We start from the raw sequence: 21,173 nt of genomic DNA, 5'->3' as shown, positions 1-21,173 counted from the left end.
GACAGCCACTGACAGTTGACAAACCAATTCACAAGTCGGTAACTGTCACGTCACTCACGGATAGTCTGAGCTGGGCGGAACGGACACCTGCGGCGCGCCGGAGGGACGAAACAGACGCAGCCGCGGAAGACGAGAAGAGGTTCCATGGACACGGCGTCACGGCCGGGGCTGCGCGAGCTCAAGAAGCAGCGCACCCGGGACGCCCTGGTGCGGGCCGCCCTGGAACTGTTCACGACCCAGGGGTACGAGCGGACGACCGTCGACGAGATCGTCGAGGCCGTCGACGTCTCGCAGCGCACCTTCTTCCGCTACTTCGCGGGCAAGGAGGACGCCGCCTTCGCCGTCCAGGAGATGACCGAGTCGCATTTCGTCGAGGCGGTGCGCGGGCGCCCTGCCCACGAGGCCCCGTTGGACGCGCTGCGCCAGGCCGTCCTGGCCAGCTGGGACACCATCGGTGAGGCCATCGAGGCCGTCATCCCGCTCGAACTGCACATGCGCGCCTTCCAGTTGATCGAGTCGACGCCCGCGCTGCTCGCCGCCCACCTGCGCCGCCAGGAGGGACTGGAGGAGGAACTCGCGCGAGTGATCGCTGAGCGTGAGGGCCTCGACGTGGACACCGACCCGCGGCCACGCCTGGTGATGGCCGTTTTCGGCGGGGTGATGCGGCTGACGGGCCGGCTCTGGGGCGCGGGCGAGGACTTCAGCGTGGCGGCGATGCGTGAGCTGACCGCCTCGTATCTCGACCAGGTGGGGCCCGCGTTGGCGGAGAACTGGCATCCGGGCGGCGGGAACGACCGTACGGACACTGAGTGACGACAGTCGCACACAGAGTCGAACTCCACTGGCGGCAAAGCCCGTCGGCCACCTACACAGGGTGACGGATCGACCCAATCGGCGCCCGGTTCTACCCAATTACCCCTCATGAAACGTGATCCGCCTCACTCGGTTAACGCGAGACACTCTCGTTCTCCTAGTGTGTCCTTTCAGTGACTTCCTTCGACTCCACCCCCCAACTCAACGTCTGGCGCATGTTGCTCGCGCTGGCCGTGGTGTTCGTGATGCTCGGGACCACCGGCTGGACAGCAGTGCGCAGCCACCGGGGCGCGACCACCCCGCTCGCGGCGTCGCTGTCCGCCTGGGAACGCGGTCACATAGGCGGGCATCGCCTGCCGGACCCGGACGACACGACGCCCACCCGGCTGGCCCACTTCTTCGCCTCGCTCGACGCGCGGCAGCGGGCCCGGCTCGCCGCCCGCTATCCGCTGGCGGTCGGCAACATGAACGGGGCGCCGGTACAGCTCCGGTACCGCGCCAACCAGATCGCCCTCGGCCAGGCACGCAAGGTCGAGCTCAAACGCATGCACGACGACCGGCTCTCGCCGACCGGACAGTACGAGGCCGGCCGCCGGATGCATCGCTACGAGGACCTGATGAGCGGGGAACGCCGCATCCTCGCCTTCGACCCGATGGGCTCCGGCCGGGTCGCGGAGGTCTTCGGGGACCTGGACAGGGCCCAGCGGGTCTCGGTCGTGGTGCCCGGCGTCGACACCAACCTCCTGACCTTCCAGCGCACCAACAAGACGTACTCGGCGCCCGTCGGCATGGCGAAGTCCCTGCACAGCGCCGAGCGGGCCGCGAGCCCGGAGACACGTACGGCCGTCATCGCCTGGGCCGACTACACGGCGCCCAGCGGACTCGGCATGGACGCGGCCACCGGGATTCGCGCCGAGGAGGGCGCGGTCCGGCTCAACGCCCTGGTCCGGGCCCTGCCCGGACGCTCCGGCGTGGCCCTGTACTGCCACAGCTACGGCTCGGTCGTCTGCGGTGTCGCCGCGCACTCGCTGCCCTCCCGGGTCTCCGACATAGCGGTGGCGGGCAGCCCCGGTATGCGGGTCGAGAAGGCCGCGCAGCTGCGCACCTCCGCCCGGGTGTGGGCCGTACGGGACTCCGACGACTGGATCGAGGACGTACCGCATCTGGAGGTCGGCGGGCTCGGTCACGGGGCCGATCCGATGTCCTCGGACTTCGGCGCGCGGGTGCTGTCGGCCCGGGGCGCCCAGGGACACACGGGCTATTTCGTGCCCGGCACCGACAGCCTGCGGAACTTCGCCGAGATCGGGATTGGCGCGTACCGCGCGGTGCGCTGCGCCCGCGAGGATGACGTGTGCCGGGAGGGTTTGTCCGACACGGCTGAAGTCGGACGCGCGTAGAGAACGAAGAAAGTGCGGTCTGCTCAGGGAGGGGACTACGAAGCGCATGCCGCATACGATGGCCCGCATGGGTGACGTACTGGCCGGATTTCATGCCGCCTGGGAGTTCGAGTCCGACTCCGTGCTCATCCGGTTCGAACGGGGGATCCGCACGCCGAAGCTGTTCCAGGCGCTCGGTGAGCGCCGCATCCCGCTCGACGCGATCGCGGCGGTGACGCTGACGCCCGGCAAGCGCGGGACGGTCGTCCTGCGCGCCGAGCCGAGACCGGGAGCGGATCCGCTCATGGAGGCGGCGACGGGACAGCTCAAGGAGGGGTCCGACCCCTATCGGCTTGTGCTGCCCGCCGAGCGGGAGACGCTCGCCGAGTACTACGCGGACGAGCTGCGGGCGATGATCGCGACCAACGACCCGGGGCCCGCCGAGCGCTATCTGGTGCAGCCGCCCGAAACGCCGCTCCAGTTCAAGGCGTACGACGGGAAGGCGTCCTTCGACGGGAAGTCCGTGCACTTCCGGTGGTTCTGGACGGGGGCGTCCTCCGCCAAGTGGAAGGCCGGCGACCAGGGTTTCGCCGTGTCCGACCTGTGTGGTGTCGAGTGGCGCTCGCCCGAGGTCTTCGAGGGGCATCTGCGGCTGCTGCGCCGTGATGGGGTTCCGCAGCCGCCTCAGGCGGATCAGGATCCGGCCGCCGTTGTCTTCGGGCTGGGGTACGGGCCGGTTCATGAGTCGTTGCCGTTCGCCGCGGCGGTGCTTGCGGCGGTGCGGACGGGTGGGCCTTCGGCCCTGCCTGAAAGTACGGAGGCGGATACGGGAGCGGGGGCTCGGCGGGATCCGGCCGACATTGCCGACCGGATCCGGCATCTTGGCGAGCTTCATGAGGCTGGGCTCGTCACGGATGAGGAGTTCTCGATGAAGAAGGCCGAGTTGTTGGCCGAGCTGTAAGGGACCGCGGGGAGTAGTTCGTCGGCTGCGGGTCCGTTGTGGCTGGTCGCGCAGTTCCCCGCGCCCCTGACGGGGCGCCCCTGGAGCCGCAGATCTCACGGACCCGCGGCCCTTACGGGGTCCTCTCTACTCCCGGCCCGCCGATGAGAAAGACATGTCCGCGTAGCGGTTGCCTGATACCTGGGAGGCGATCGCGTCCAGTACTCCCAGGTCGGCCTCGCTCAGGACGATGCGGGTCGCTGCCGTGTTCTCCTCGATCCGGGTGCGCCTGCGGGTGCCCGGGATGGGGATTACGGGGAGGTCGTGGACGGACGCCTGCTGGTGGACCCAGGCCAGGGCGATCTGGCCCACGGAGGCGTCGTGGGCCTTCGCCACCGCCCGGATCGGCTCCAGGAGGGCAGCGTTCGCCGCCGCGTTGTCGCCGGTGAAGCGGGGCTGCCGGCGGCGGAAGTCGCCCTCGGTGAGCTCCGTGTCGGCGTTCGTGAAGGAGCCGGTGAGGAAGCCCCGGCCGAGCGGGGAGTACGGGACCAGCGTCACGCCCAGTTCACGGGCCGCCGGGACCACGCCCGCCTCGATGTCCCTGCTGAACAGCGACCACTCCGACTGGACGGCCGCGATCGGGTGCACCGCCTGCGCGGCACGGAGCTCGCCGCCCGTGACCTCGCTGAGGCCGAGCTGCTTGACCTTGCCCTCGCGGACCAGCTCGGCCATGGCACCGACGGTCTCCTCGATGGGGACGTTCACGTCACGGCGGTGCATGTAGTAGAGGTCGATCACATCGACGTTCAGCCGCTTGAGGCTCGCCTCCACGGCCTGCCGGATGTACGGCGGGTCGTTGCGGATGATCCGCTTCGTCGGCTCGTCCGGCGGGATCGTCAGGGCGAACTTGGTCGCGATGACGACCTCGTCGCGGTGCGCCCGGAAGAACGGCGACAGGAACTCCTCGTTCTCCCCCTGGCCGTACGCGTCCGCCGTGTCGTAGAGCGTCACGCCGAGTTCCAGCGCGCGCTCCAGCGTGGCCCGGGCCTCCTCGGCGTCCGTCGGGCCGTACGCGAAGCTCATGCCCATGCAGCCGAGGCCCTGCACTCCGACCTCGGGGCCGCCCGTACCGAGCTGTGCCTTCGCGATCCTGCTGTCCGTCATCGGGACCTCTCCGACGCCAGGGCCCGCCCGGCGTCCGCATAGAAATTGATCTTCCGGTCGAGCACCGCGAGGGTGTCCTGGAGCTCGGCGATCCGCGCCCGTACGTCCCGGCGGGTGGCTTCGAGCAGTTCGAAGCGGTCGCCGTACGTGTGGTCGCCCTCGCGCACCATCTCCGCGTACCGCACCATCCCGGCGACCGGCATCCCGGTCAGCCGCAGCTTGCCGACGAGGTCGAGCCAGTCGAGGTCGCGGTTGCTGTAGCGGCGCTGGCCGGTGTGCGAGCGGTCGATGTGGGGCATCAGCCCGATCCGCTCGTACCAGCGGAGGGTGTGTGCCGTCAGGCCGGTGAAGGCGACGACCTCGCTGATCGTGTACTGGTCCTGGCCGTCCGGACGCCGGCTCACGTGCGGCGGGCCGGCACAGGTGTCGTTCCTGGTGTCCGTGGTCTCCATCACCGTCATGACCTCAACGCTAAAACCTTGGAGTGCACTCCAAGCAAGCGGATTCCGATGAAATTCCGACGACATCGGCCGGGGCCCGTGGCTACCGTGCCGATCATGAGTCTTGTACGTCGTGCCGTGCCCGAGGACGCCGAGGAACTCCTTCGACTGCGTCAGGTGATGATCGACTCCATGGCCGGGGCGGACACGTCCACCGACTGGCATGCCGAGTCCCTGACCACCGTACGGGGGCGGCTGGCCGATCCCGACGGGGGTCTCGCGGCCTTCGTCGTCGATCACCCCGAGCGGGCGGGGGCGCTGGGGGCGCTTGTCGTGGGGACCGTGGAGTACCGGATCGGGCGGGCCGGGAATCCGCACGGGCGGATCGGTTACGTGTTCAGTGTGGCGACCGATCCCGAGGTGCGGCGGCGGGGGTATGCGCGGGCCTGTATGGAGGCGTTGGTGGTGTGGTTCCGGGAGGAGGGGGTCGGTCAGATCGATCTGACTGCTTCGGCGGAGGCTGCGCCGCTGTATGCATCGATGGGGTTCGTGCGGACGCCTGATCCGTTGATGCGGCTGAGGTTTTGACCGGTGGATGACTGCGGGTGCGTCGTGGCTTGTCGCGCAGTTCCCCGCGCCCCTGAAGGGGCGCTGCCCGAACCCGGTGCTTCACCGTGGCCGTAGGCTCTTGTGCATGTCTTTGGAGAGTCTTGCGCTGATTGAAGAGTGGCCCGTTCCTGCCGTTGCCGCGGCCGTTGTGCGGGCGGACGGTGTCGTGCTCGGGACCCGCGGCCCTGTCACCCGGCCGTTCGCGCTTGCCTCTGTCACCAAGCCCCTCGCCGCCTACGCCGCCCTTGTCGCGTACGAGGAAGGGGCCGTCGAGCTGGATGAGCCCGCCGGGCCCGAGGGGTCGACCGTGCGGCATCTGCTCGCGCACACCAGTGGGCTGGCTTTCGACGAGCACCGGGTGACGGCGGCGCCGGGGCTGCGGCGGTTGTACTCCAACGCCGGGTTCGAGCAGTTGGGGGATCACATCGCGAAGGCGACGGAGATTCCCTTCGGTGAGTATCTGAAGCAGGCGGTGCTCGAACCGCTCGGGATGACGTCGACGACCCTCGACGGCTCGCCCGCGAAGGACGGGGTCTCGACCGTCGACGATCTGGTGCGGTTCGCCGCCGAGGTGCAGGCTCCGCGGCTGCTCGACCCGCGGACCGTCGCGGAGGCGATGACCGTGCAGTACCCGGGGACGAAGGGTGTCCTGCCGGGGTACGGGCACCAGAACCCGAACGACTGGGGGCTCGGCTTCGAGATCCGGGACTCCAAGTCGCCCCACTGGACGGGGAGTTCGTCCTCGCCGCGGACCTTCGGGCACTTCGGGCAGTCGGGTACGTTCCTGTGGATCGACCCCGATGCCGGAGCGGCCTGTGTGGCGCTGACGGACCGGGCCTTTGGGCCGTGGGCCGTCGAGGTGTGGCCCGCCTTCACGGACGCGGTGCTGGCCGAGCTCTCCAGCGCCCCGTAAGAGGCTCCCTACGCCATCTCCCAGAACAGAAGCTCCGTCCCGTCCCTGGCCACCGCCTCCAGGTCCTTCGCGTCCGTGATGCGGGCCGCGTCGCCCGTGGTCAGGACGATGGTGTCCAGCAGGACCTCGCCGCGTACGACATGGGCGTACACGAACGGCGCGTCGGGGACGGCGGTGCGCTCCCCCGGCGCGAGGCGGCGGACGTGGAGCATCGCGGCCGCCTCCGGGACGGCGTACGGGGTGGAGTCGGCGATGCCGTGGACGACCTCGTACGCGGGGTCGCCGCCCGGCTCAAGCGGGGCGAGCCACATCTGGACGAAGAGCAGTGGTGTGCCGCCGTCGTTGCGTTCGACGTGGCGGACCCCGCCCGCCGAGCTGAGACGCTGGACGTCGCCGGGGCGTACGACCGACTCGTGGCCGGCCGTGTCGCGGTGGGTCAGTTCGCCCTCGACGACCCAGGTGACGATCTCGGTGTGGCTGTGCGGGTGCTCGTCGAAGCCGGCGCCGGGCGCGAGGCGCTCCTCGTTGCAGGCGATGACCGCGCCGAAGCGGAGGTTGTCCGGGTCGTAGTGCGGGCCGAAGGAGAAGGCGTGCAGGGACTCGATCCCGGCCGCCGGGTCACCTCCGCGGTAGCGCTCGTCGGCGCGCCGTACGTCCATCACGGACCCACCGTAGACCCGTCGGACGAGCCGTCCGAGACCCTCCGCCGCATACTCCCGTCCTGATAAGGCAGTCTTGTCCCGTGCCCGAACCCGAATCCAGCAACACCGAACGCGCCGCCCGCGCCGCCCATGCGCACGCCGCGACCCTGAAGCGGCTGGAGAAGTCGTCCGGCAGTCTCGCGGCCCAGGCGATCGCGCGCATGGACGAGACGCTGCCGTGGTACCGGGCGATGTCCCCGGAGAACCGGTCGTGGATCGGCCTCGTCGCCCAGGCGGGTATCGCCGCGTTCAAGGAGTGGTTCCGGCATCCGGACGCTCCCCAGGCGATCTCCACGGACGTCTTCGGCACCGCGCCGCGCGAGCTGACCAGGGCGATCACCCTGCGCCAGACCGTCGAGATGGTGCGCACCACGATCGAGGTGATGGAGAGCGCCATCGACGAGGTGGCCGCTCCCGGAGACGAGTCCGTGCTCCGCGAGGCGCTGCTCGTGTACGCGCGGGAGATCGCCTTCGCCACCGCCCAGGTGTACGCGCAGGCCGCCGAGGCGCGCGGTGCCTGGGACGCCCGGCTGGAGTCCCTGGTCGTGAACGCCGTCCTCTCCGGAGAGGCCGACGAGGGGGCGGTGTCCCGTGCCGCGGCGCTCGGCTGGAACTCGCCCGAGCATGTGTGCGTGGTGCTGGGCACGGCGCCCGACGGTGACAGCGAGCTGACGGTCGAGGCCATCCGGCGGGCCGCCCGGCACGCCAAGCTCCAGGTGCTGACCGGGGTGCTCGGGGACCGGCTGGTCGTCATCGCAGGTGGGAGCGACAACCCGCTCGCTGTCGCCAAGTCCCTGATCGGGCCGTACGCCGCCGGACCCGTGGTGGCCGGTCCCGTCGTGCCCGACCTGCTCGCCGCGACCCGCTCCGCGCAGGCCGCGGCCGCCGGCCTCAAGGCGTGTTTCGCCTGGCAGGACGCCCCGCGGCCGGTTCTGGCGGACGATCTGCTGCCGGAGCGCGCGATCGCCTCGGATCCCTCTGCTCGTGAACAGTTGGTGGAGGAGATCTACAGACCACTGGAGGAGGCCGGGTCCGCTCTCCTGGAGACGCTGAGTGTCTATCTCGAACAGGCGAGCAGTCTCGAAGGGGCGGCCCGGATGCTCTTCGTGCATCCCAACACCGTGCGCTACCGGCTTCGACGTGTGACTGACGTCACCGGCTGGTCGCCTTCGGATGTACGTTCGGCGTTCACGCTGCGGATCGCGCTGATCCTGGGGCGTCTGGCCGATGGAGATCCCCAGCTCTAGGCTTTTGTCGGGGACCTACAATTCCCCCTCCTGTTCTTCGTCCCTGTCCCCACGGGCGGCCGTGCCCGTCCACAAGAGAGAGTGTGAGAGTGCTCGTACTCGTCGCTCCCGGCCAGGGCGCCCAGACGCCCGGCTTCCTGACTCCCTGGCTCGACCTCCCCGGTGTCCGCGGTGCCCTTGAGGCGTGGTCCGACGCCGTGGAGCTCGACCTGATCCGTTACGGCACCGAGGGGGACGCGGACGAGATCCGTGACACCGCGGTGGCGCAGCCGCTCCTGGTCGCGGCCGGGCTGACCTCGGCGTACACCCTCTTCGACGACCCGGCCGAGCTGCCCCGCAAGGTCGGCGCCGTCGCCGGACACAGCGTCGGGGAGCTGACCGTCGCCGCGCTCGCCGGGGTGTTCCCCGACGAGGAGGCCGTCCGCCTCGTCCGCGTCCGCGGACTGGCCATGGCGGAGGCGACCGCCGCCACCGCCACCGGAATGTCTGCGCTGCTCGGCGGCGACCCGGAAGTGACGATCCCGCACCTGGAGAAGCTCGGCCTGACCCCGGCGAACGTGAACGGCTCCGGCCAGATCGTGGCCGCCGGCACGCTGGCGGAGCTGGCCGCCCTGGAGGCCGACAAGCCCGAGGGCGTACGCCGCGTGGTGGCCCTCAAGGTCGCGGGCGCGTTCCACACGCACCACATGGCCCCGGCTGTCGACACCCTCGCCCGCGCCGCGGCCGAGCTGTCGCCTGCCGACCCGGCGGTCACGTACGTGTCGAACAAGGACGGGCAGGCCGTCACCGCCGGCTCGGAGGTCCTGGCCCGGCTGGTCGGCCAGGTCGCCAACCCGGTCCGCTGGGACCTGTGCATGGAGACCTTCAAGGAACTGGGCGTGACCGCGCTCCTGGAGGTGTGCCCCGGCGGCACCCTGACCGGTCTCGCCAAGCGCGCGCTGCCCGGCGTGAAGACGCTGGCGCTGAAGACACCCGACGATCTGGACGCGGCTCGCGAGCTCATCGCCGAGCACGCCTCCGCCTGAGCGCGTAAGGAGCCGACAGAGCATGTCGAAGATCAAGCCCAGCAAGGGCGCCCCGTACGCGCGCATCCTCGGTGTCGGCGGCTACCGCCCGGTCCGTGTCGTGCCGAACGAGGTGATCCTCGAAACGATCGACTCGTCCGACGAGTGGATCCGCTCGCGCTCCGGCATCGAGACCCGGCACTGGGCGAACGACGAGGAGACCGTCGCCGCCATGTCGATCGAGGCGTCCGGCAAGGCCATCGCCGACGCCGGGATCAGCGCCGAGCAGATCGGCGCCGTCGTCGTCTCGACCGTCTCGCACTTCAGCCAGACCCCGGCCGTCGCCACCGAGATCGCCGACAAGCTCGGCACGGCGAAGGCCGCGGCCTTCGACATCTCGGCGGGCTGCGCCGGCTTCGGCTACGGACTGACCCTGGCCAAGGGCATGGTCGTGGAGGGTTCCGCCGAGTACGTACTCGTCATCGGCGTCGAGCGGCTCTCCGACCTGACCGACCTGGAGGACCGCGCGACGGCCTTCCTGTTCGGTGACGGCGCGGGCGCGGTCGTCGTGGGCCCCTCCCAGGAGCCGCACATCGGCCCCACCGTCTGGGGTTCCGAGGGCGACAAGTCCCACACGATCAAGCAGACCATCCCCTGGGACCGTTTCCGGATCGGCGACGTGTCCGAGCTGCCCCTGGACTCCAAGGGCGAGGTCAAGTTCCCCGCGATCACGCAGGAAGGCCAGGCGGTGTTCCGCTGGGCCGTGTTCGAGATGGCGAAGGTCGCCAAGGAGGCGCTGGACGCCGCCGGACTCACTGCGGACGACTTGGACGTCTTCATTCCCCACCAGGCCAACGAGCGGATCATCGACTCGATGGTGAAGACTCTCAAGCTGCCGGAACACGTCACGGTCGCCCGTGACGTGCGCACCACCGGTAACACCTCGGCCGCCTCGATCCCGCTCGCGATGGAGCGGCTCCTGGCGACCGGCGAGGCGAAGAGCGGCGACACCGCGCTCGTCATCGGCTTCGGGGCGGGTCTCGTATACGCCGCGACGGTCGTTACCCTCCCCTAGGCACACCGCCCGGATCCTTCCGGGCGGGAGTACCGCCACACCCTCTGGATACACAAGAAGGAGCGCCTGACATGGCCGCCACTCAGGAAGAGATCGTCGCCGGTCTCGCCGACATCGTGAACGAGATCGCCGGCATCCCGGTCGAGGACGTCCAGCTGGAGAAGTCCTTCACCGACGACCTTGACGTCGACTCGCTGTCCATGGTCGAGGTCGTCGTCGCCGCCGAAGAGCGCTTCGACGTCAAGATCCCCGACGACGACGTCAAGAACCTCAAGACGGTCGGCGACGCGACCGAGTACATCCTCAAGCACCAGGGCTGAGCCCACCCTCACCCCCGGACGCTGCTAGCCCCGCCACCCGGCGGTGGCGCCGCTGAATCCTCGTATCCGTTGGAGAAAGAATTCCCGTGAGCCCGACCAATCGCACCGTGGTCGTCACCGGTATCGGCGCAACCACACCGCTGGGTGGCGACGCAGCCTCGACCTGGGAGGGCCTGGTCGCCGGACGTTCCGGTGTCCGCCCTCTGGAGCAGGACTGGGCCGCCGACCAGGCGGTCCGTATCGCGGCGCAGATCGCCGTGGAGCCGGGCGAGGTCATTCCGCGCCCGCAGGCCCGCCGCCTCGACCGCTCGGCGCAGTTCGCGCTGATCGCGGCCAAGGAGGCCTGGGCGGACGCAGGTTTCACCGACAAGGCGGGCGCCGAGACATCGGACGCCGCCGAGCAGGGCGCGGCTGTCGACCCCGACCGGCTCGGCGCGGTCATCGCCTCCGGCATCGGTGGCGTCACGACCCTGCTCGACCAGTACGACGTGCTCAAGGAGAAGGGCGTACGCCGCGTCTCCCCGCACACCGTCCCCATGCTCATGCCGAACGGCCCCTCGGCCAACGTGGGTCTGCTCGTCGGCGCCCGCGCCGGTGTGCACACCCCGGTCTCCGCCTGCGCGTCGGGCGCCGAGGCCATCGGCTACGCCATCGAGATGATCCGCACCGGCCGCGCCGACGTCGTCGTCGCCGGTGGTACGGAGGCGGCGATCCACCCGCTGCCCATCGCCGCCTTCGGCAACATGATGGCGATGTCCAAGAACAACGACGACCCGCAGGGCGCCTCACGTCCCTACGACCTCGGCCGTGACGGCTTCGTCCTCGGCGAGGGCGCCGGCGTCCTGGTCCTGGAGTCGGCCGAGCACGCCGCCAAGCGTGGGGCCCGCGTCTACGCGGAGGCGGTCGGCCAGGGCATCTCCTCCGACGGCCACGACATCGTGCAGCCGGAGCCGGAGGGCCGCGGCATCGCGGCCGCCCTGCAGCATCTGCTCGACAGCACCGACCTGAACCCGGCGGAGATCGTGCACGTCAACGCGCACGCGACCTCCACGCCGGCCGGTGACGTGGCGGAACTGAAGGCGCTGCGCAAGGTCTTCGGCGACGACACCGACCACTTCGCGGTCTCCGGTACGAAGTCCATGACCGGGCATCTGCTCGGTGGCGCCGGTGGTGTGGAGTCCGTGGCCACGGTGCTGGCGCTCTACAACCGGATCGCGCCGCCGACCATCAACGTCGAGAACCTCGACCCCGAGGCCGAGGCGACCGCGGACATCGTTCGTGGTGAGGCGCGGAAGCTGCCCGTCGAGGGGCGGATCGCCGCGCTGAACGACTCGTTCGGCTTTGGCGGGCACAACGTGGTTCTGGCGTTCCGTACGGTCTGATTTCAGCCGTTTTTGTCTTGACGGTGAGTGGCCCGGGGTCCTCTTGGAGGAACCCGGGCCATTTGTCGTTCGTTGAATGTCGGCTGACCGCCGGTGGGGGCTTGTCGCGCCCACGCGGCGGAGCCGCAAATGTCACAGCCCCGCGCCCCTAAAAGGGGCGCACCCATCTGCAGGGGGCTTGGCTGTCAGACCACCTGGTGGAGCCAGCGGACGGGTGCGCCCTCGCCCGCGTAGCGGAAGGGCTCCAGTTCGTCGTCCCAGGGCTTGCCGAGGAGCTTGGTCAGTTCGGACTCCAGTTGCGTTTCGCCCTGCTGGGAGCGGACCAGGGCGGCGCGCAGGCGGTCCTCGGGGATCAGGATGTCGCCGTGGATACCGGTCACGGCGTGGAAGATGCCCAGCTCAGGGGTGCAGCTGTAGCGCTCCCCCTCAGCGGTGGCGCACGGTTCGGCGGTGACCTCGAAGCGCAGCATCTGCCAGCCGCGCAGCGCCGAGGCGAGCTTGGAGGCCGTGCCGACCTCGCCCTTCCAGGAGAACTCGGATCTCCAGGTGCCGGGTGACGCGGGCTGCCGGATCCAGTCGAGGCTGACTCGCGTGCCGAGCACACCCGCGACTGCCCATTCGACGTGCGGGCACAGCGCACGCGGCGCGGAGTGCACGTAGAGAACTCCACGTGTCGTCACTGGGACCTCCGGACAGAGCGGGCATCTTGTACTTTGGCGGAACGTCAGTGGCTGGGCAGCCACGTGGCGAGGCTACCGTGCGGCGGCGCAAGGAGTGTGACGTACCGTCGGTCCCAGCGCCCGGAAACACCGAGGTTTCACCCGGCGGGACGCGTGGCGGGCACCCGGCCGGGGGTCCGGCCCGCGGCGCAGCCGCAAATGGACTACGCGCCCCCCGGGAAAACACAGCCACCCAGGGGGACTCTCCTGGGGACGCCGCCGTTGCGTACGAACGAGGGGAACTGCGGATGCGGAAGCGTGGTCACGGTTCGCGGGGTATCGCCGCGGCCGCGGTGGCGGCCCTGCTGGCTGTCGCCGGACTGGCCGGATGCGACGCCAGTGGCGGAAACTCCCCCGGGCCCACAGGCACCTCCGCACGGGCCGCGAAACCGTCCCCCAAACCCACGCCCGCCTGGGACAGCAGCCCGGGTTCGCTGGCCGCGGTCGGCGACTCCATCACCCGCGGCTTCGATGCCTGCTCGGTGCTGACCGACTGCCCCGAGGTCTCCTGGGCGACCGGCACCGACACGAAGGTGAACAGCCTCGCGGTACGTCTCCTCGGTACGGCCGGTGCCGCCCAGCGCAGCTGGAACTACGCGCAGACCGGCTCCCGCATGGCCGATCTGCCCGGCCAGATGGCCCAGGCCGCGACGAGGAAGCCGGAGCTGGTCACGGTCATGGCCGGCGCGAACGACGCCTGCCGCTCGTCCGTGTCCGCGATGACCTCGGTGGCGGACTTCCGCACCCAGTTCCAGGACGCGCTGACCACGCTGCGGGAGGCTCTGCCGAAGACGCAGGTGTACGTGTCCAGCGTGCCCGATCTGAAGCGGTTGTGGTCGGAGGGGCGGACCAACCAGCTGAGCAAGCAGATCTGGAAGCTGGGTATCTGCCCGTCGATGCTCGGTGACGCCGACGCGTTGGACTCGGCCGCGACGTTGCGGCGGGACACGGTGCAGGATCGGGTGGAGTCGTACAACTCGGTGCTGCGGGAAGTGTGCGCGAAGGATGAGCGGTGCCGGTTCGATGGTGGGGCGGTGTTCGAGTACCGGTTCGGCACGAAGCAGTTGAGTCACTGGGACTGGTTCCATCCCAGCAGGAACGGGCAGGCCCGGCTTGCTGAGATGGCCTATGGAGTGGTGACCGCTCGAAAGTCGCCGTCTTGAACCTGCGGGTTCGCTGTGGCTGGTCGCGCCCACGCGGCGGAGCCGCATATCGATACAGCCCCGCGCCCCTTACGGGGCGACCGTCGCCCTCAGCCTGCGGTCGGCGATCGAGTGCGACGCCTCGATCTCGAATGAACCCTTCAGCTGTGTCCAGGCGTTGGTCTGCTCGTCCCAGGTCTCGAAGGCTCGGGTGGGGAGTTCGATCGTGAGCTCCGCGCTTTGGCCCGGGGGTGCCTCTGCCGTCGCGAAGCCTGCCAGGCGGCCGGCCAGGTAGATCTGGACGGTCTCGCGGCCCTTGCGGGTGCCGGAGTTGGTGATGCGGACCGTGACCGTCCTGCCCGTCACCTTGATCTCGTCGTAGGTCCAGTCCGTATAGCCGAGGCCATGGCCGAAGGGGTACGTCGGGGTGCGGCCCTCCTTCTCCCAGGCCCGGTAGCCGATGAACACGTCCTCGGTGTAGACGAGTTCGCCGTCGGTGGGGGTGACCCGGGTGACCGGGGCACTGTCGAGGGAGCCCCAGGTGGTGGGGAGGCGGCCGCCGGGCTCGTGGGTGCCGGTGAGGACGTCGGCGAGGGCGCCGCCGCCCTCCTGGCCCGGGAACCAGCTGAGGAGTACGGCGGACACCTCGTCGCGCCATGGGAGTTCCACCGGGGAGCCGGAGTTGACGACCACGACGGTGTTGGGGTTGGCGGCGGCCACCGCGTGGACCAACTCGTCCTGGCGGCCGGGGAGTCGGAGGTCCCTGCGGTCGAAGCCCTCGGACTCGACGCGTTCCGTCGTGGCGACCACGACGACCGCCGTGTCTGCGGCGCGGGCGGCCTCGACGGCTTCGGCGATCAGTTCGTCGGGGTCGCGCTGGGGCTCCTGGTGGGTGAGCGTGAAGGCGACGACCTTCATGGGGACGTGTTCGGGTACGGAGACGACATGGCTCAGTGAGACCTCGTAGGTGTCACCGGCGGTCAGGTCCACCGTGGCGCGCTCGACCGGAGCGCCGAAGAACGTCACGAACGGGTCGTCCTTCTCCGCCCCTTGGACCTCGTCGAAGTACGTCGTGCCGTCGACCGTGAGCGTGAAGGCGCCGAGTCCCTTGATTCCGAAGGTGTGCCGGCCGCTCTCGCGCGGGGTGAAGGTGCCGGTCAGTTCGACGCTGTGGAGGGTGTCGTGGGTGACGCCGTCGGGCAGGTCGTCGCCCATCCACTGGAGGTGGCCGCTCGGTGCGGAGCCCGTGCCGACGACGGTGCCGTCGCTGTCGCGGCAGACCGTGCGGAGCTCGAATCCCTTGTCGGCGGCGGCCAGTTCCTCGTTCGGGTCGGCGCCGACCGCGTACGTCAGGGTGCCCTCGGGCAGGGCGGCGGTGAGGCCGTCGAGCGGGGAGACGACGTGGGCGGGGAAGACGACGGCGGAGCCGCCGCCGAGGACGCGGGCGTCGCGGGCGGCGGCGCCGATGAGGGCGACCGACCGCCCCTCGGGGATGGGGAGGGCGCCTTCGTTGCGTACGAGTACGAAGGCGCGGCGGGCGATCTCGCGGGCCAGGGCGCCGCCGTCGATGTCCGCCGGGAGTTCGGTGACCGCCGGTTCGGCGCCGTCCAGGATGCCGACGCGGGCGGCCAGGCGCAGGACGTTGCGCACGGCCTCGTCGATCTTGGTCTCCGCCACCTCTCCGGCGCGGACGGCGGCGGCGAGCTTCTCGCCGTACACGGTGGTCGGGCCCGGCATCGCGACGTCGAGGCCGCCCTCGATGCCGGCGACGGTCGAGCGGGCGGCCATCCAGTCGGAGACGTTGAGGCCGTCGAAGCCCCACTCGCCGCGCAGGACCTCATTCACCAGGTAGCGGTGCTCGGTCATCGTCGTGCCGTTGACCGAGTTGTAGGCGGTCATGATGCCCCAGGGGTGGGCGTTCTCGACGATCGCCTCGAAGGGGGCCAAGTAGAGCTCGCGCAGGGCGCGTTCGGAGACGACGTTGTTCACGGTGAAGCGGTCGGTCTCGGCGTCGTTGGCCACGAAGTGCTTGACGGTGGTGCCGACGCCGCCCTCCTGGACACCGGTCACGTATCCGGAGCCGATCCGCCCGGTGAGATACGGGTCCTCGCTGTACGCCTCGAAGTGGCGGCCGCCGAGCGGGGATCGGTGCAGGTTGACCGTGGGGGCGAGCAGGACGTGGACGCCCTTGCGGCGGGCCTCCTGGGCGAGGAGGGTGCCGGCTCGGCGGGCCAGGGCGGGGTCCCAGGTGGCGGCGAGCGCGGTCGGGGACGGCAGGGCGATGGACGGGTCGTCGGCGGTCCAGCGCACGCCCCGTACACCGATCGGGCCGTCGGACATGACCAGCGACTTCAGGCCGATCTCCGGCAGGGCGGGCAGGGACCACATGTCCTGTCCGGCGAGCAGCTGCGCCTTCGCGTCCAGGTCGAGTTTCGCGAGCGCGGTGTCGACCACGGCCTCGCGTGCCTGGTCGGCCGGGGTGGACCGGATTCCCTGCGTTCCCGCCATGGCGGTGCCTCCTCGTCGAAGTCCGTACCGTCGCTCCATCCTGCATCCGCCACCTGTAGATCGGTAGGTTTCGTTATTCGTACGTTACTTTCGACGCCTCGGGGAATGTGCCCATGTCGTACGGTGACGTCATGACGAGCAAGGCTCCCCGGTCGGCCAGGAGCGTGGAGCGGCGTGCGGAGATCCTCCGGGCGACGCTGGAGGTGATCGCCGAGCGCGGCTACCGGGGCGCGAGCCTGGCCGCCGTCGCCGAGCGGGTCGGGCTCACCCAGCAGGGGCTGCTGCACCACTTCCCCACCAAGGAGGCGCTGCTCGTCGCCGTGATGGCGGAGCGCGACCAGTGGGACGCGGTGCCCGGCACCAGGCTGCGGCTCGATCTCCTGGGCCAGCTGGTCGAGTACAACGCGATGCGGCCCGCGATCGTGCAGACCTTCTCGGCACTCCTCGGCGAGAGCGTCACGGAGGGACACCCGGCGCGCGAGTTCTTCACCGAGCGGTACGAGGTGGTGCGCGCGAACATGGCGCAGGTGCTGCGGGCCGGGTACGGGGAGCGGCTGCCGAGCGGGCTCACGCCGGACCGGGCCGCTCCCCTGCTCGTCGCGGTGATGGACGGGCTGCAGTACCAGTGGCTGCTCGCGCCGGAGTCGGTGGACATGCCGGCGGCGTTCCGGGACTTCCTCACGCTGCTGGGCGAGGGCCCTGGTCCCGACTCCTCTTTCTCCGGGCCCGGGGTCAGCGGGGGCTGACGGCGGCGACGACCTCCACCTCGACGAGGGCCTCCGGCTTGAACAGCCGGGACACCTCGGAGGTCATGCTGGTGGGGGCGGTCCCGGTGAGGAACTCCCGTCGTACGGCGCCGTATTCGTGGAGCCTGCCGATGTCCGTCAGATACGTACGGATGTTGATGACGTCGGCGAGGGTGGCTCCGTGCGCCTTGAGCAGCGCGTCGATGGTCTCGAAGACTCCGCGGGACTGTTCGGCCAGGGTGTCTCCGTCGGCGACCTGTCCGGAGAGGTACAACATCACTCCCCCGCCGTCGAGTTCGACCCGGGCGACCTGGGAGTAGTAGGCGTTGGCCGGCTGCGGGGCGGAGGGCGGGCTGTCGAGCGATATCTGCATCTTCACGTGTTCCTTCGGCGGTCCTTCGTGCACGTGCCCTCTTGCACGTGTCCTCGACGCTAGGCAGGGACGGACGATGCGACAAGCGAATGTCTAGCATGGCAGGCATGCAGATACCGCATGCCGAGAGTGGTGCCGACGCCCTGGTCGGCGGAGCCGTGGGGGTGGGAACCGGCGGCCCGGACGACATACCCGACCTCTCGACCGTATGGCTGCGTGTGTTCCTGGAGGTGGCCCGGCACGGGTCGTTCACGCTGGCCGGGCGGGTGCTCGGCTGGACGCAGTCGGCGGTGTCGCGGCAGGTCGCCTCACTGGAGGCGGCGCTTGGCGGGACACCGCTCTTCGACCGGCTGCCGCGAGGGGTGCGGCTGACGGGGGCGGGGCGGTCGCTGGTACCGCACGCCGAGGCCGTCACCGCCCGACTGCGGGACGCCGGACGGGAGTTGGCGTCACTGCGCGAGGCATCGAGCGGCAGACTGCGGGTCGGCGCGTTCGCGACGGCCGACGCGGCGCTGGTGCCCCGCGCCATCGCCGCCTTCCGCGCCCGGCACCCAGGGGTCCGGCTCACCCGCGAGGAGGGACTGACACCGGCTCTCCTCGACGGCCTCACCGCCGGCGACCTCGACCTCGCGGTCGTCTCCACGACGGGCCGCGCCCCGCTGGACGCCCACCAACTGCACCACCTCCTCGACGAGTCCCTGTACGTGGCCGTCCCCGCCGCCCACCCACTGGCGGGCCTCCCCTCCGTCGAGCTGTCCCAACTCGCCGACGCCGACTGGATATCCGGCAGCTCCCGCCCCGAGGGCACCCTCCTCGACACGGCGCTGCGGCACGGTTTCCGCCCGCGCGTGGCGCACGTCGTCGCCGAGTGGACGGCCAAGCAGGGGTACGTGGCCGCCGGGCTCGGGGTGACCCTGATCCCGGCGCTGGCCGCCGAGTCCGTACGCCCCGACATCGCTCTCCTCCCGGTCCGCGACGAGGAGGCTCCGACCCGGGCGGTGTACGCGGCAACCGTCCGGGACAGTCACCCGGAACCGTCCACGTTGGCTTTTCTGACCGCCTTGCGCGAGGCGGCGGCGAAGATCCCCACGTCCCGCACCTGACTCGCGCACCCCTCTGATCACGCGGCATGGCGCACGCCCCGTCCGTCACGCATACTGCCGCCATCCGACGACGGCCCCACTCGCGACGGAAGGACCTGAACTACCTTGACGCACATACGTGTTCAGCTCGGCGCCCTCGGCCTGGCCCTGCTGACCGGCCTCGCGGCCCCGCCCGCCCACGCGGCGGAGGACCCCGCCGCCACGCCCACCGTGGAGGAGCGGCGACTCGACAAGGCGGCGCCCCAGGAGATCCTGGCCCGCTCCGGATTCGCCACGGTGGCACCGGAGTTCGTACGAGCACTGGGCAAGGCCCGTTCGTACGCGCAGGCCGAGCGTGTGGTCGAACGGCAGGGCGCGCGGCTGTGGCAGCGGGCGGTGGACCGCGCGCAGGGCCGGGGCCCGGCGGGCGGCGACCTGAGCCGGGACGACGACCGCCCGCTGTACTGGGCGCGGCTCGGCATGACCCGTGAAGTACGCCAGTGGCAGCCGCAGTTCGGCCTCACCGAAGCCCAACGGACCCGACTGCTCACCTCACTTGAGCGCACGTCCCGCGGGCAGGACACCATCCGCTACCCGCATTCCAAGGGCATCAAGCGCATCCTGGTGACCGGCTTCGACCCGTTCACGCTGGACCGGGACATCCGGATCTCCAACCCGTCCGGAGCCACGGCCCTCGCGCTCGACGGCACGGTGATCGAGACGGCGGACGGCCCGGCCCGCGTCGAGACCGCCGTCTTCCCGGTCCGCTGGCAGGACTTCGCCGACGGCACGGTGGAACGCACCCTGCGCCGGCACCTCCCCCGCGTCGACCTGTTCACGACGGTCAGCCAGGGCCGGGTGGGCCGGTTCGACGTCGAACGCACCAACGGGGCCTGGCGGGGCGGTTTCGGGGACAACGAGAACCTCTCCCGCACCGAGACGATCCCGGTCACGGACCCGGCCTCGCAGCCGCAGTGGACGTCGACGACCTTGCCGTACAAGGACATCGTGGCCGCGAGCACGGGCCGCTTCCCCGTGTACGACAACACGTCGGTGACCGAGATCCCGGCGGGCGGCACCACTCCCGTCGTACGCCCCGAGGGACCGACGCCCGGCTCGACCGCCCGCGCGGGCGGCGGTGGCGACTACCTCTCGAACGAGATCGCGTACCGCGCCACACTGCTGCGGGACCGACTCGGCCTCACTGCCTCCCTCCCCGGCGGTCATGTCCACACCCCGGTCCTGCAGTTCGGGACGGGCAACACGGATCCGGCGAGCGGGACGGTCACCGACCCGCAGTTCATCCAGAACCGGCTGGACATCATCGCCCAGGTCCGGTCGATCCTGAAGGTGGCGGCGGACGTCACCGACTGAGGCGGCCGGCGCGCTCGCCCTCTTCCTCTCCCTCGTCCCCTTCCTCGCGGGTCTCCTCGCCCATCAGATCGCGGGCCATCAAGGTGGCGCCCGCGACCGCGCCGGGCATCAGGAACACGGCGACGAAGGGGACGAGGAAGGCGAGGCCCAGCGGGGTGCCGAAGCCCCAGATCAGCCTCTTGCGGGAGCGGAGCATGGTGAGGCGGTCGCGGAGTACGACGCCGCGGCGTTGCAGGGCGACCGCGGTCAGTTCCTCGGTGAGGAAGAAGCCGGTGACGAAGAAGCCGATCACCGGGACGACGGTCTGTCCGACGAACGGGATGAACCCGAGCGCGAACAGCAGCGCACCCCACACCAGAGCCCTGGCCACTACCCGGAGGCTGTCCCGTGCGGAGATCAGCAGCTCGCGCCACAGGGGCAGGCCCGACTCGGGTGCCGTGCCGTCCGGGGAGACGTCCCGGTCCACCTTCTCCGAGAGGTTCTCGTAGAAGGGCTGGCCGAGGAGGAGGGTCACGGCGGTGAACGTGATCACGGAGAGGAGGAGGGCGAGGGCGAAGAGGACGGCCGTCAGGAATCCGCGGAAGAGGCCGAGCCAGGGGCTCGACCAGTCGTCTGCGAAGGGGGTGGCCCAGGCGGTGAAGTCCGTGCCCCACAGGGCCAGGGCGGTGAGGGCGGCTGCGTACAGGACGAGGGTGATGAGGCCCGGGATCAGGCCGAAGCCGAACTGCTTTCCGTGGCGGGTCACCCACCGCTGTCCCCGCACCAAGTAGCCGAACCCCACGCCAAGATCATGCATACCTGCACCATACCGGGGGCTCCGCCGGGTGGTTCGGGTGGCTGCGGGCCCGCTTGGGCTGGTCGCGCAGTTCCCCGCGCCCCTAAAAGCCCGTGGCCGAGGCCTGTTCGCCGTGTGCCGGTCCGTCGTCGTTGCCCGCGCCGTTCCCCGCGCCCCTAAAGATGCCGGTGCCTGGGCCGGATTGCCACGTGCCGGTCCGTCGTCGTTGCCCGCGCCGTTCCCCGCGCCCCTAAAGATGCCGGTGCCTGGGCCGGATTGCCACGTGCCGGTCCGTCGTCGTTGCCCGCGCCGTTCCCCGCGCCCCTAAAGATGCCGGTGCCTGGGCCGGATTGCCACGTGCCGGTCCGTCGTCGTTGCCCGCGCCGTTCCCCGCGCCCCTGGCGGGGCCCGGTGGTCCCACCGGGCGGAGGGGGCGTGGCGGGATGTGTGGCCGCAGCTTACGAGGACAC

The 21,173-nt window shown here is 70.5% G+C and carries 21 protein-coding genes; 14 read left to right on the top strand and 7 right to left on the bottom strand.

Features of this window, described 5'->3' with window-relative positions:
- The first annotated feature begins 144 nt into the window (after nucleotides 1-144).
- From QF035_RS35730 to QF035_RS35720, 3 genes are all read left to right on the top strand, one after another.
- Nucleotides 145-813: a TetR family transcriptional regulator gene (locus tag QF035_RS35730; protein ID WP_307524837.1), complete on the top strand. Its 669-nt coding sequence runs from the start codon at nucleotides 145-147 to the stop codon at nucleotides 811-813.
- Between the two features lie 173 nt (nucleotides 814-986).
- On the top strand, nucleotides 987-2,210 hold the full coding sequence (locus QF035_RS35725; RefSeq protein ID WP_307524836.1) for an alpha/beta hydrolase: 1,224 nt from the start codon (nucleotides 987-989) through the stop codon (nucleotides 2,208-2,210).
- 58 nt (nucleotides 2,211-2,268) lie between these two features.
- The gene (locus QF035_RS35720) at nucleotides 2,269-3,150 is read left to right on the top strand and encodes a DUF4429 domain-containing protein (protein WP_307531687.1); all 882 of its coding nucleotides are present in this window, start codon (nucleotides 2,269-2,271) and stop codon (nucleotides 3,148-3,150) included.
- Nucleotides 3,151-3,276: 126 nt separating this feature from the next.
- Here the strand turns inward: QF035_RS35720 and QF035_RS35715 are convergent, their stop codons facing one another.
- Nucleotides 3,277-4,293 carry an aldo/keto reductase gene (locus tag QF035_RS35715; protein ID WP_307524834.1) on the bottom strand — a complete coding sequence of 339 codons (1,017 nt, stop codon included), beginning with the start codon at nucleotides 4,291-4,293 and terminating at the stop codon, nucleotides 3,277-3,279.
- Nucleotides 4,290-4,754, bottom strand: coding sequence for a MerR family transcriptional regulator (locus QF035_RS35710; RefSeq protein ID WP_307524832.1), 465 nt, complete (start codon nucleotides 4,752-4,754; stop codon nucleotides 4,290-4,292). Before QF035_RS35710 ends, QF035_RS35715 begins: the two co-directional genes overlap by 4 nt.
- A gap of 96 nt (nucleotides 4,755-4,850) precedes the next feature.
- Between QF035_RS35710 and QF035_RS35705 the strand changes: the two genes are divergently transcribed.
- Together QF035_RS35705 and QF035_RS35700 are read left to right on the top strand one after the other, a co-directional pair.
- A complete protein-coding gene (locus QF035_RS35705) occupies nucleotides 4,851-5,321 on the top strand; it encodes a GNAT family N-acetyltransferase (RefSeq protein WP_307524830.1) in 471 nt (156 codons plus the stop codon).
- Between the two features lie 106 nt (nucleotides 5,322-5,427).
- Nucleotides 5,428-6,255: a serine hydrolase domain-containing protein gene (locus tag QF035_RS35700; protein WP_307524828.1), complete on the top strand. Its 828-nt coding sequence runs from the start codon at nucleotides 5,428-5,430 to the stop codon at nucleotides 6,253-6,255.
- Between the two features lie 8 nt (nucleotides 6,256-6,263).
- On the opposite strand, the gene QF035_RS35695 is transcribed toward QF035_RS35700, so the two are convergent.
- Nucleotides 6,264-6,914 (bottom strand): pirin family protein, encoded by a 651-nt coding sequence (locus QF035_RS35695; RefSeq protein ID WP_307531685.1) that lies wholly within the window; start codon nucleotides 6,912-6,914, stop codon nucleotides 6,264-6,266.
- A gap of 83 nt (nucleotides 6,915-6,997) precedes the next feature.
- Here QF035_RS35695 and fasR point away from each other — a divergent pair, with 83 nt between their 5' ends.
- From fasR to QF035_RS35670, 5 genes are all read left to right on the top strand, one after another.
- On the top strand, nucleotides 6,998-8,203 hold the full coding sequence (fasR, locus tag QF035_RS35690; protein ID WP_055611755.1) for a fatty acid biosynthesis transcriptional regulator FasR: 1,206 nt from the start codon (nucleotides 6,998-7,000) through the stop codon (nucleotides 8,201-8,203).
- 89 nt (nucleotides 8,204-8,292) lie between these two features.
- Complete coding sequence (locus tag QF035_RS35685) at nucleotides 8,293-9,228, top strand: ACP S-malonyltransferase (RefSeq protein WP_307531683.1); 936 nt, start codon at nucleotides 8,293-8,295, stop codon at nucleotides 9,226-9,228.
- A gap of 22 nt (nucleotides 9,229-9,250) precedes the next feature.
- Nucleotides 9,251-10,282 (top strand): ketoacyl-ACP synthase III, encoded by a 1,032-nt coding sequence (locus QF035_RS35680; protein ID WP_055611753.1) that lies wholly within the window; start codon nucleotides 9,251-9,253, stop codon nucleotides 10,280-10,282.
- Nucleotides 10,283-10,353: 71 nt separating this feature from the next.
- Nucleotides 10,354-10,602, top strand: a complete 249-nt coding sequence (locus QF035_RS35675; protein ID WP_055611752.1) for an acyl carrier protein — start codon at nucleotides 10,354-10,356, stop codon at nucleotides 10,600-10,602.
- Between the two features lie 86 nt (nucleotides 10,603-10,688).
- Complete coding sequence (locus QF035_RS35670) at nucleotides 10,689-11,984, top strand: beta-ketoacyl-[acyl-carrier-protein] synthase family protein (protein ID WP_307524824.1); 1,296 nt, start codon at nucleotides 10,689-10,691, stop codon at nucleotides 11,982-11,984.
- Between the two features lie 185 nt (nucleotides 11,985-12,169).
- Here the strand turns inward: QF035_RS35670 and QF035_RS35665 are convergent, their stop codons facing one another.
- Nucleotides 12,170-12,664, bottom strand: coding sequence for a DUF3145 domain-containing protein (locus QF035_RS35665; RefSeq protein ID WP_055611750.1), 495 nt, complete (start codon nucleotides 12,662-12,664; stop codon nucleotides 12,170-12,172).
- Nucleotides 12,665-12,951: 287 nt separating this feature from the next.
- Between QF035_RS35665 and QF035_RS35660 the strand changes: the two genes are divergently transcribed.
- On the top strand, nucleotides 12,952-13,866 hold the full coding sequence (locus tag QF035_RS35660) for an SGNH/GDSL hydrolase family protein (RefSeq protein WP_307524821.1): 915 nt from the start codon (nucleotides 12,952-12,954) through the stop codon (nucleotides 13,864-13,866).
- Nucleotides 13,867-13,935: 69 nt separating this feature from the next.
- On the opposite strand, the gene QF035_RS35655 is transcribed toward QF035_RS35660, so the two are convergent.
- Nucleotides 13,936-16,353, bottom strand: a complete 2,418-nt coding sequence (locus QF035_RS35655) for a beta-glucosidase H (RefSeq protein WP_307524819.1) — start codon at nucleotides 16,351-16,353, stop codon at nucleotides 13,936-13,938.
- Nucleotides 16,354-16,466: 113 nt separating this feature from the next.
- Here QF035_RS35655 and QF035_RS35650 point away from each other — a divergent pair, with 113 nt between their 5' ends.
- Nucleotides 16,467-17,099 carry a TetR/AcrR family transcriptional regulator gene (locus tag QF035_RS35650; RefSeq protein ID WP_307524817.1) on the top strand — a complete coding sequence of 211 codons (633 nt, stop codon included), beginning with the start codon at nucleotides 16,467-16,469 and terminating at the stop codon, nucleotides 17,097-17,099.
- Here QF035_RS35650 and QF035_RS35645 read toward each other — a convergent pair.
- A complete protein-coding gene (locus tag QF035_RS35645) occupies nucleotides 17,086-17,472 on the bottom strand; it encodes a RidA family protein (protein ID WP_307524815.1) in 387 nt (128 codons plus the stop codon). The genes QF035_RS35650 and QF035_RS35645 overlap by 14 nt on opposite strands.
- Nucleotides 17,473-17,570: 98 nt before the next feature.
- Between QF035_RS35645 and QF035_RS35640 the strand changes: the two genes are divergently transcribed.
- Together QF035_RS35640 and QF035_RS35635 are read left to right on the top strand one after the other, a co-directional pair.
- A complete protein-coding gene (locus tag QF035_RS35640; protein ID WP_373466786.1) occupies nucleotides 17,571-18,575 on the top strand; it encodes a LysR family transcriptional regulator in 1,005 nt (334 codons plus the stop codon).
- A gap of 105 nt (nucleotides 18,576-18,680) precedes the next feature.
- Entirely contained in the window at nucleotides 18,681-19,928 is a 1,248-nt protein-coding gene (locus QF035_RS35635; protein ID WP_307524812.1) for a pyroglutamyl-peptidase I family protein, read from the top strand.
- Here QF035_RS35635 and QF035_RS35630 read toward each other — a convergent pair.
- A complete protein-coding gene (locus QF035_RS35630; protein ID WP_307524810.1) occupies nucleotides 19,918-20,724 on the bottom strand; it encodes an EI24 domain-containing protein in 807 nt (268 codons plus the stop codon). The two genes, QF035_RS35635 and QF035_RS35630, sit on opposite strands and share 11 nt — an antisense overlap.
- Nucleotides 20,725-21,173: the final 449 nt, after the last annotated feature.

It is taken from the genome of Streptomyces umbrinus (assembly GCF_030817415.1).
Taxonomy (GTDB): Bacteria; Actinomycetota; Actinomycetes; order Streptomycetales; family Streptomycetaceae; genus Streptomyces; species Streptomyces umbrinus_A.
This window is presented reverse-complemented; position numbering and strand designations above follow the sequence as displayed.

What these genes read in the sequence shown, in the direction of transcription:
- QF035_RS35720 (WP_307531687.1), top strand. Translation starts at nt 2,269, where the DNA reads ATGGCCCGCATGGGTGACGTACTGGCCGGATTTCATGCCGCCTGGGAG.
- QF035_RS35650 (WP_307524817.1), top strand. Translation starts at nt 16,467, where the DNA reads ATGTCGTACGGTGACGTCATGACGAGCAAGGCTCCCCGGTCGGCCAGG.
- QF035_RS35680 (WP_055611753.1), top strand. Translation starts at nt 9,251, where the DNA reads ATGTCGAAGATCAAGCCCAGCAAGGGCGCCCCGTACGCGCGCATCCTC.
- QF035_RS35640 (WP_373466786.1), top strand. Translation starts at nt 17,571, where the DNA reads ATGGCAGGCATGCAGATACCGCATGCCGAGAGTGGTGCCGACGCCCTG.
- QF035_RS35700 (WP_307524828.1), top strand. Translation starts at nt 5,428, where the DNA reads ATGTCTTTGGAGAGTCTTGCGCTGATTGAAGAGTGGCCCGTTCCTGCC.
- QF035_RS35695 (WP_307531685.1), bottom strand. Translation starts at nt 6,914, where the DNA reads ATGGACGTACGGCGCGCCGACGAGCGCTACCGCGGAGGTGACCCGGCG.
- QF035_RS35675 (WP_055611752.1), top strand. Translation starts at nt 10,354, where the DNA reads ATGGCCGCCACTCAGGAAGAGATCGTCGCCGGTCTCGCCGACATCGTG.
- QF035_RS35645 (WP_307524815.1), bottom strand. Translation starts at nt 17,472, where the DNA reads ATGCAGATATCGCTCGACAGCCCGCCCTCCGCCCCGCAGCCGGCCAAC.
- QF035_RS35715 (WP_307524834.1), bottom strand. Translation starts at nt 4,293, where the DNA reads ATGACGGACAGCAGGATCGCGAAGGCACAGCTCGGTACGGGCGGCCCC.
- QF035_RS35730 (WP_307524837.1), top strand. Translation starts at nt 145, where the DNA reads ATGGACACGGCGTCACGGCCGGGGCTGCGCGAGCTCAAGAAGCAGCGC.
- QF035_RS35660 (WP_307524821.1), top strand. Translation starts at nt 12,952, where the DNA reads ATGCGGAAGCGTGGTCACGGTTCGCGGGGTATCGCCGCGGCCGCGGTG.
- QF035_RS35710 (WP_307524832.1), bottom strand. Translation starts at nt 4,754, where the DNA reads ATGACGGTGATGGAGACCACGGACACCAGGAACGACACCTGTGCCGGC.
- QF035_RS35655 (WP_307524819.1), bottom strand. Translation starts at nt 16,353, where the DNA reads ATGGCGGGAACGCAGGGAATCCGGTCCACCCCGGCCGACCAGGCACGC.
- QF035_RS35705 (WP_307524830.1), top strand. Translation starts at nt 4,851, where the DNA reads ATGAGTCTTGTACGTCGTGCCGTGCCCGAGGACGCCGAGGAACTCCTT.
- QF035_RS35630 (WP_307524810.1), bottom strand. Translation starts at nt 20,724, where the DNA reads ATGCATGATCTTGGCGTGGGGTTCGGCTACTTGGTGCGGGGACAGCGG.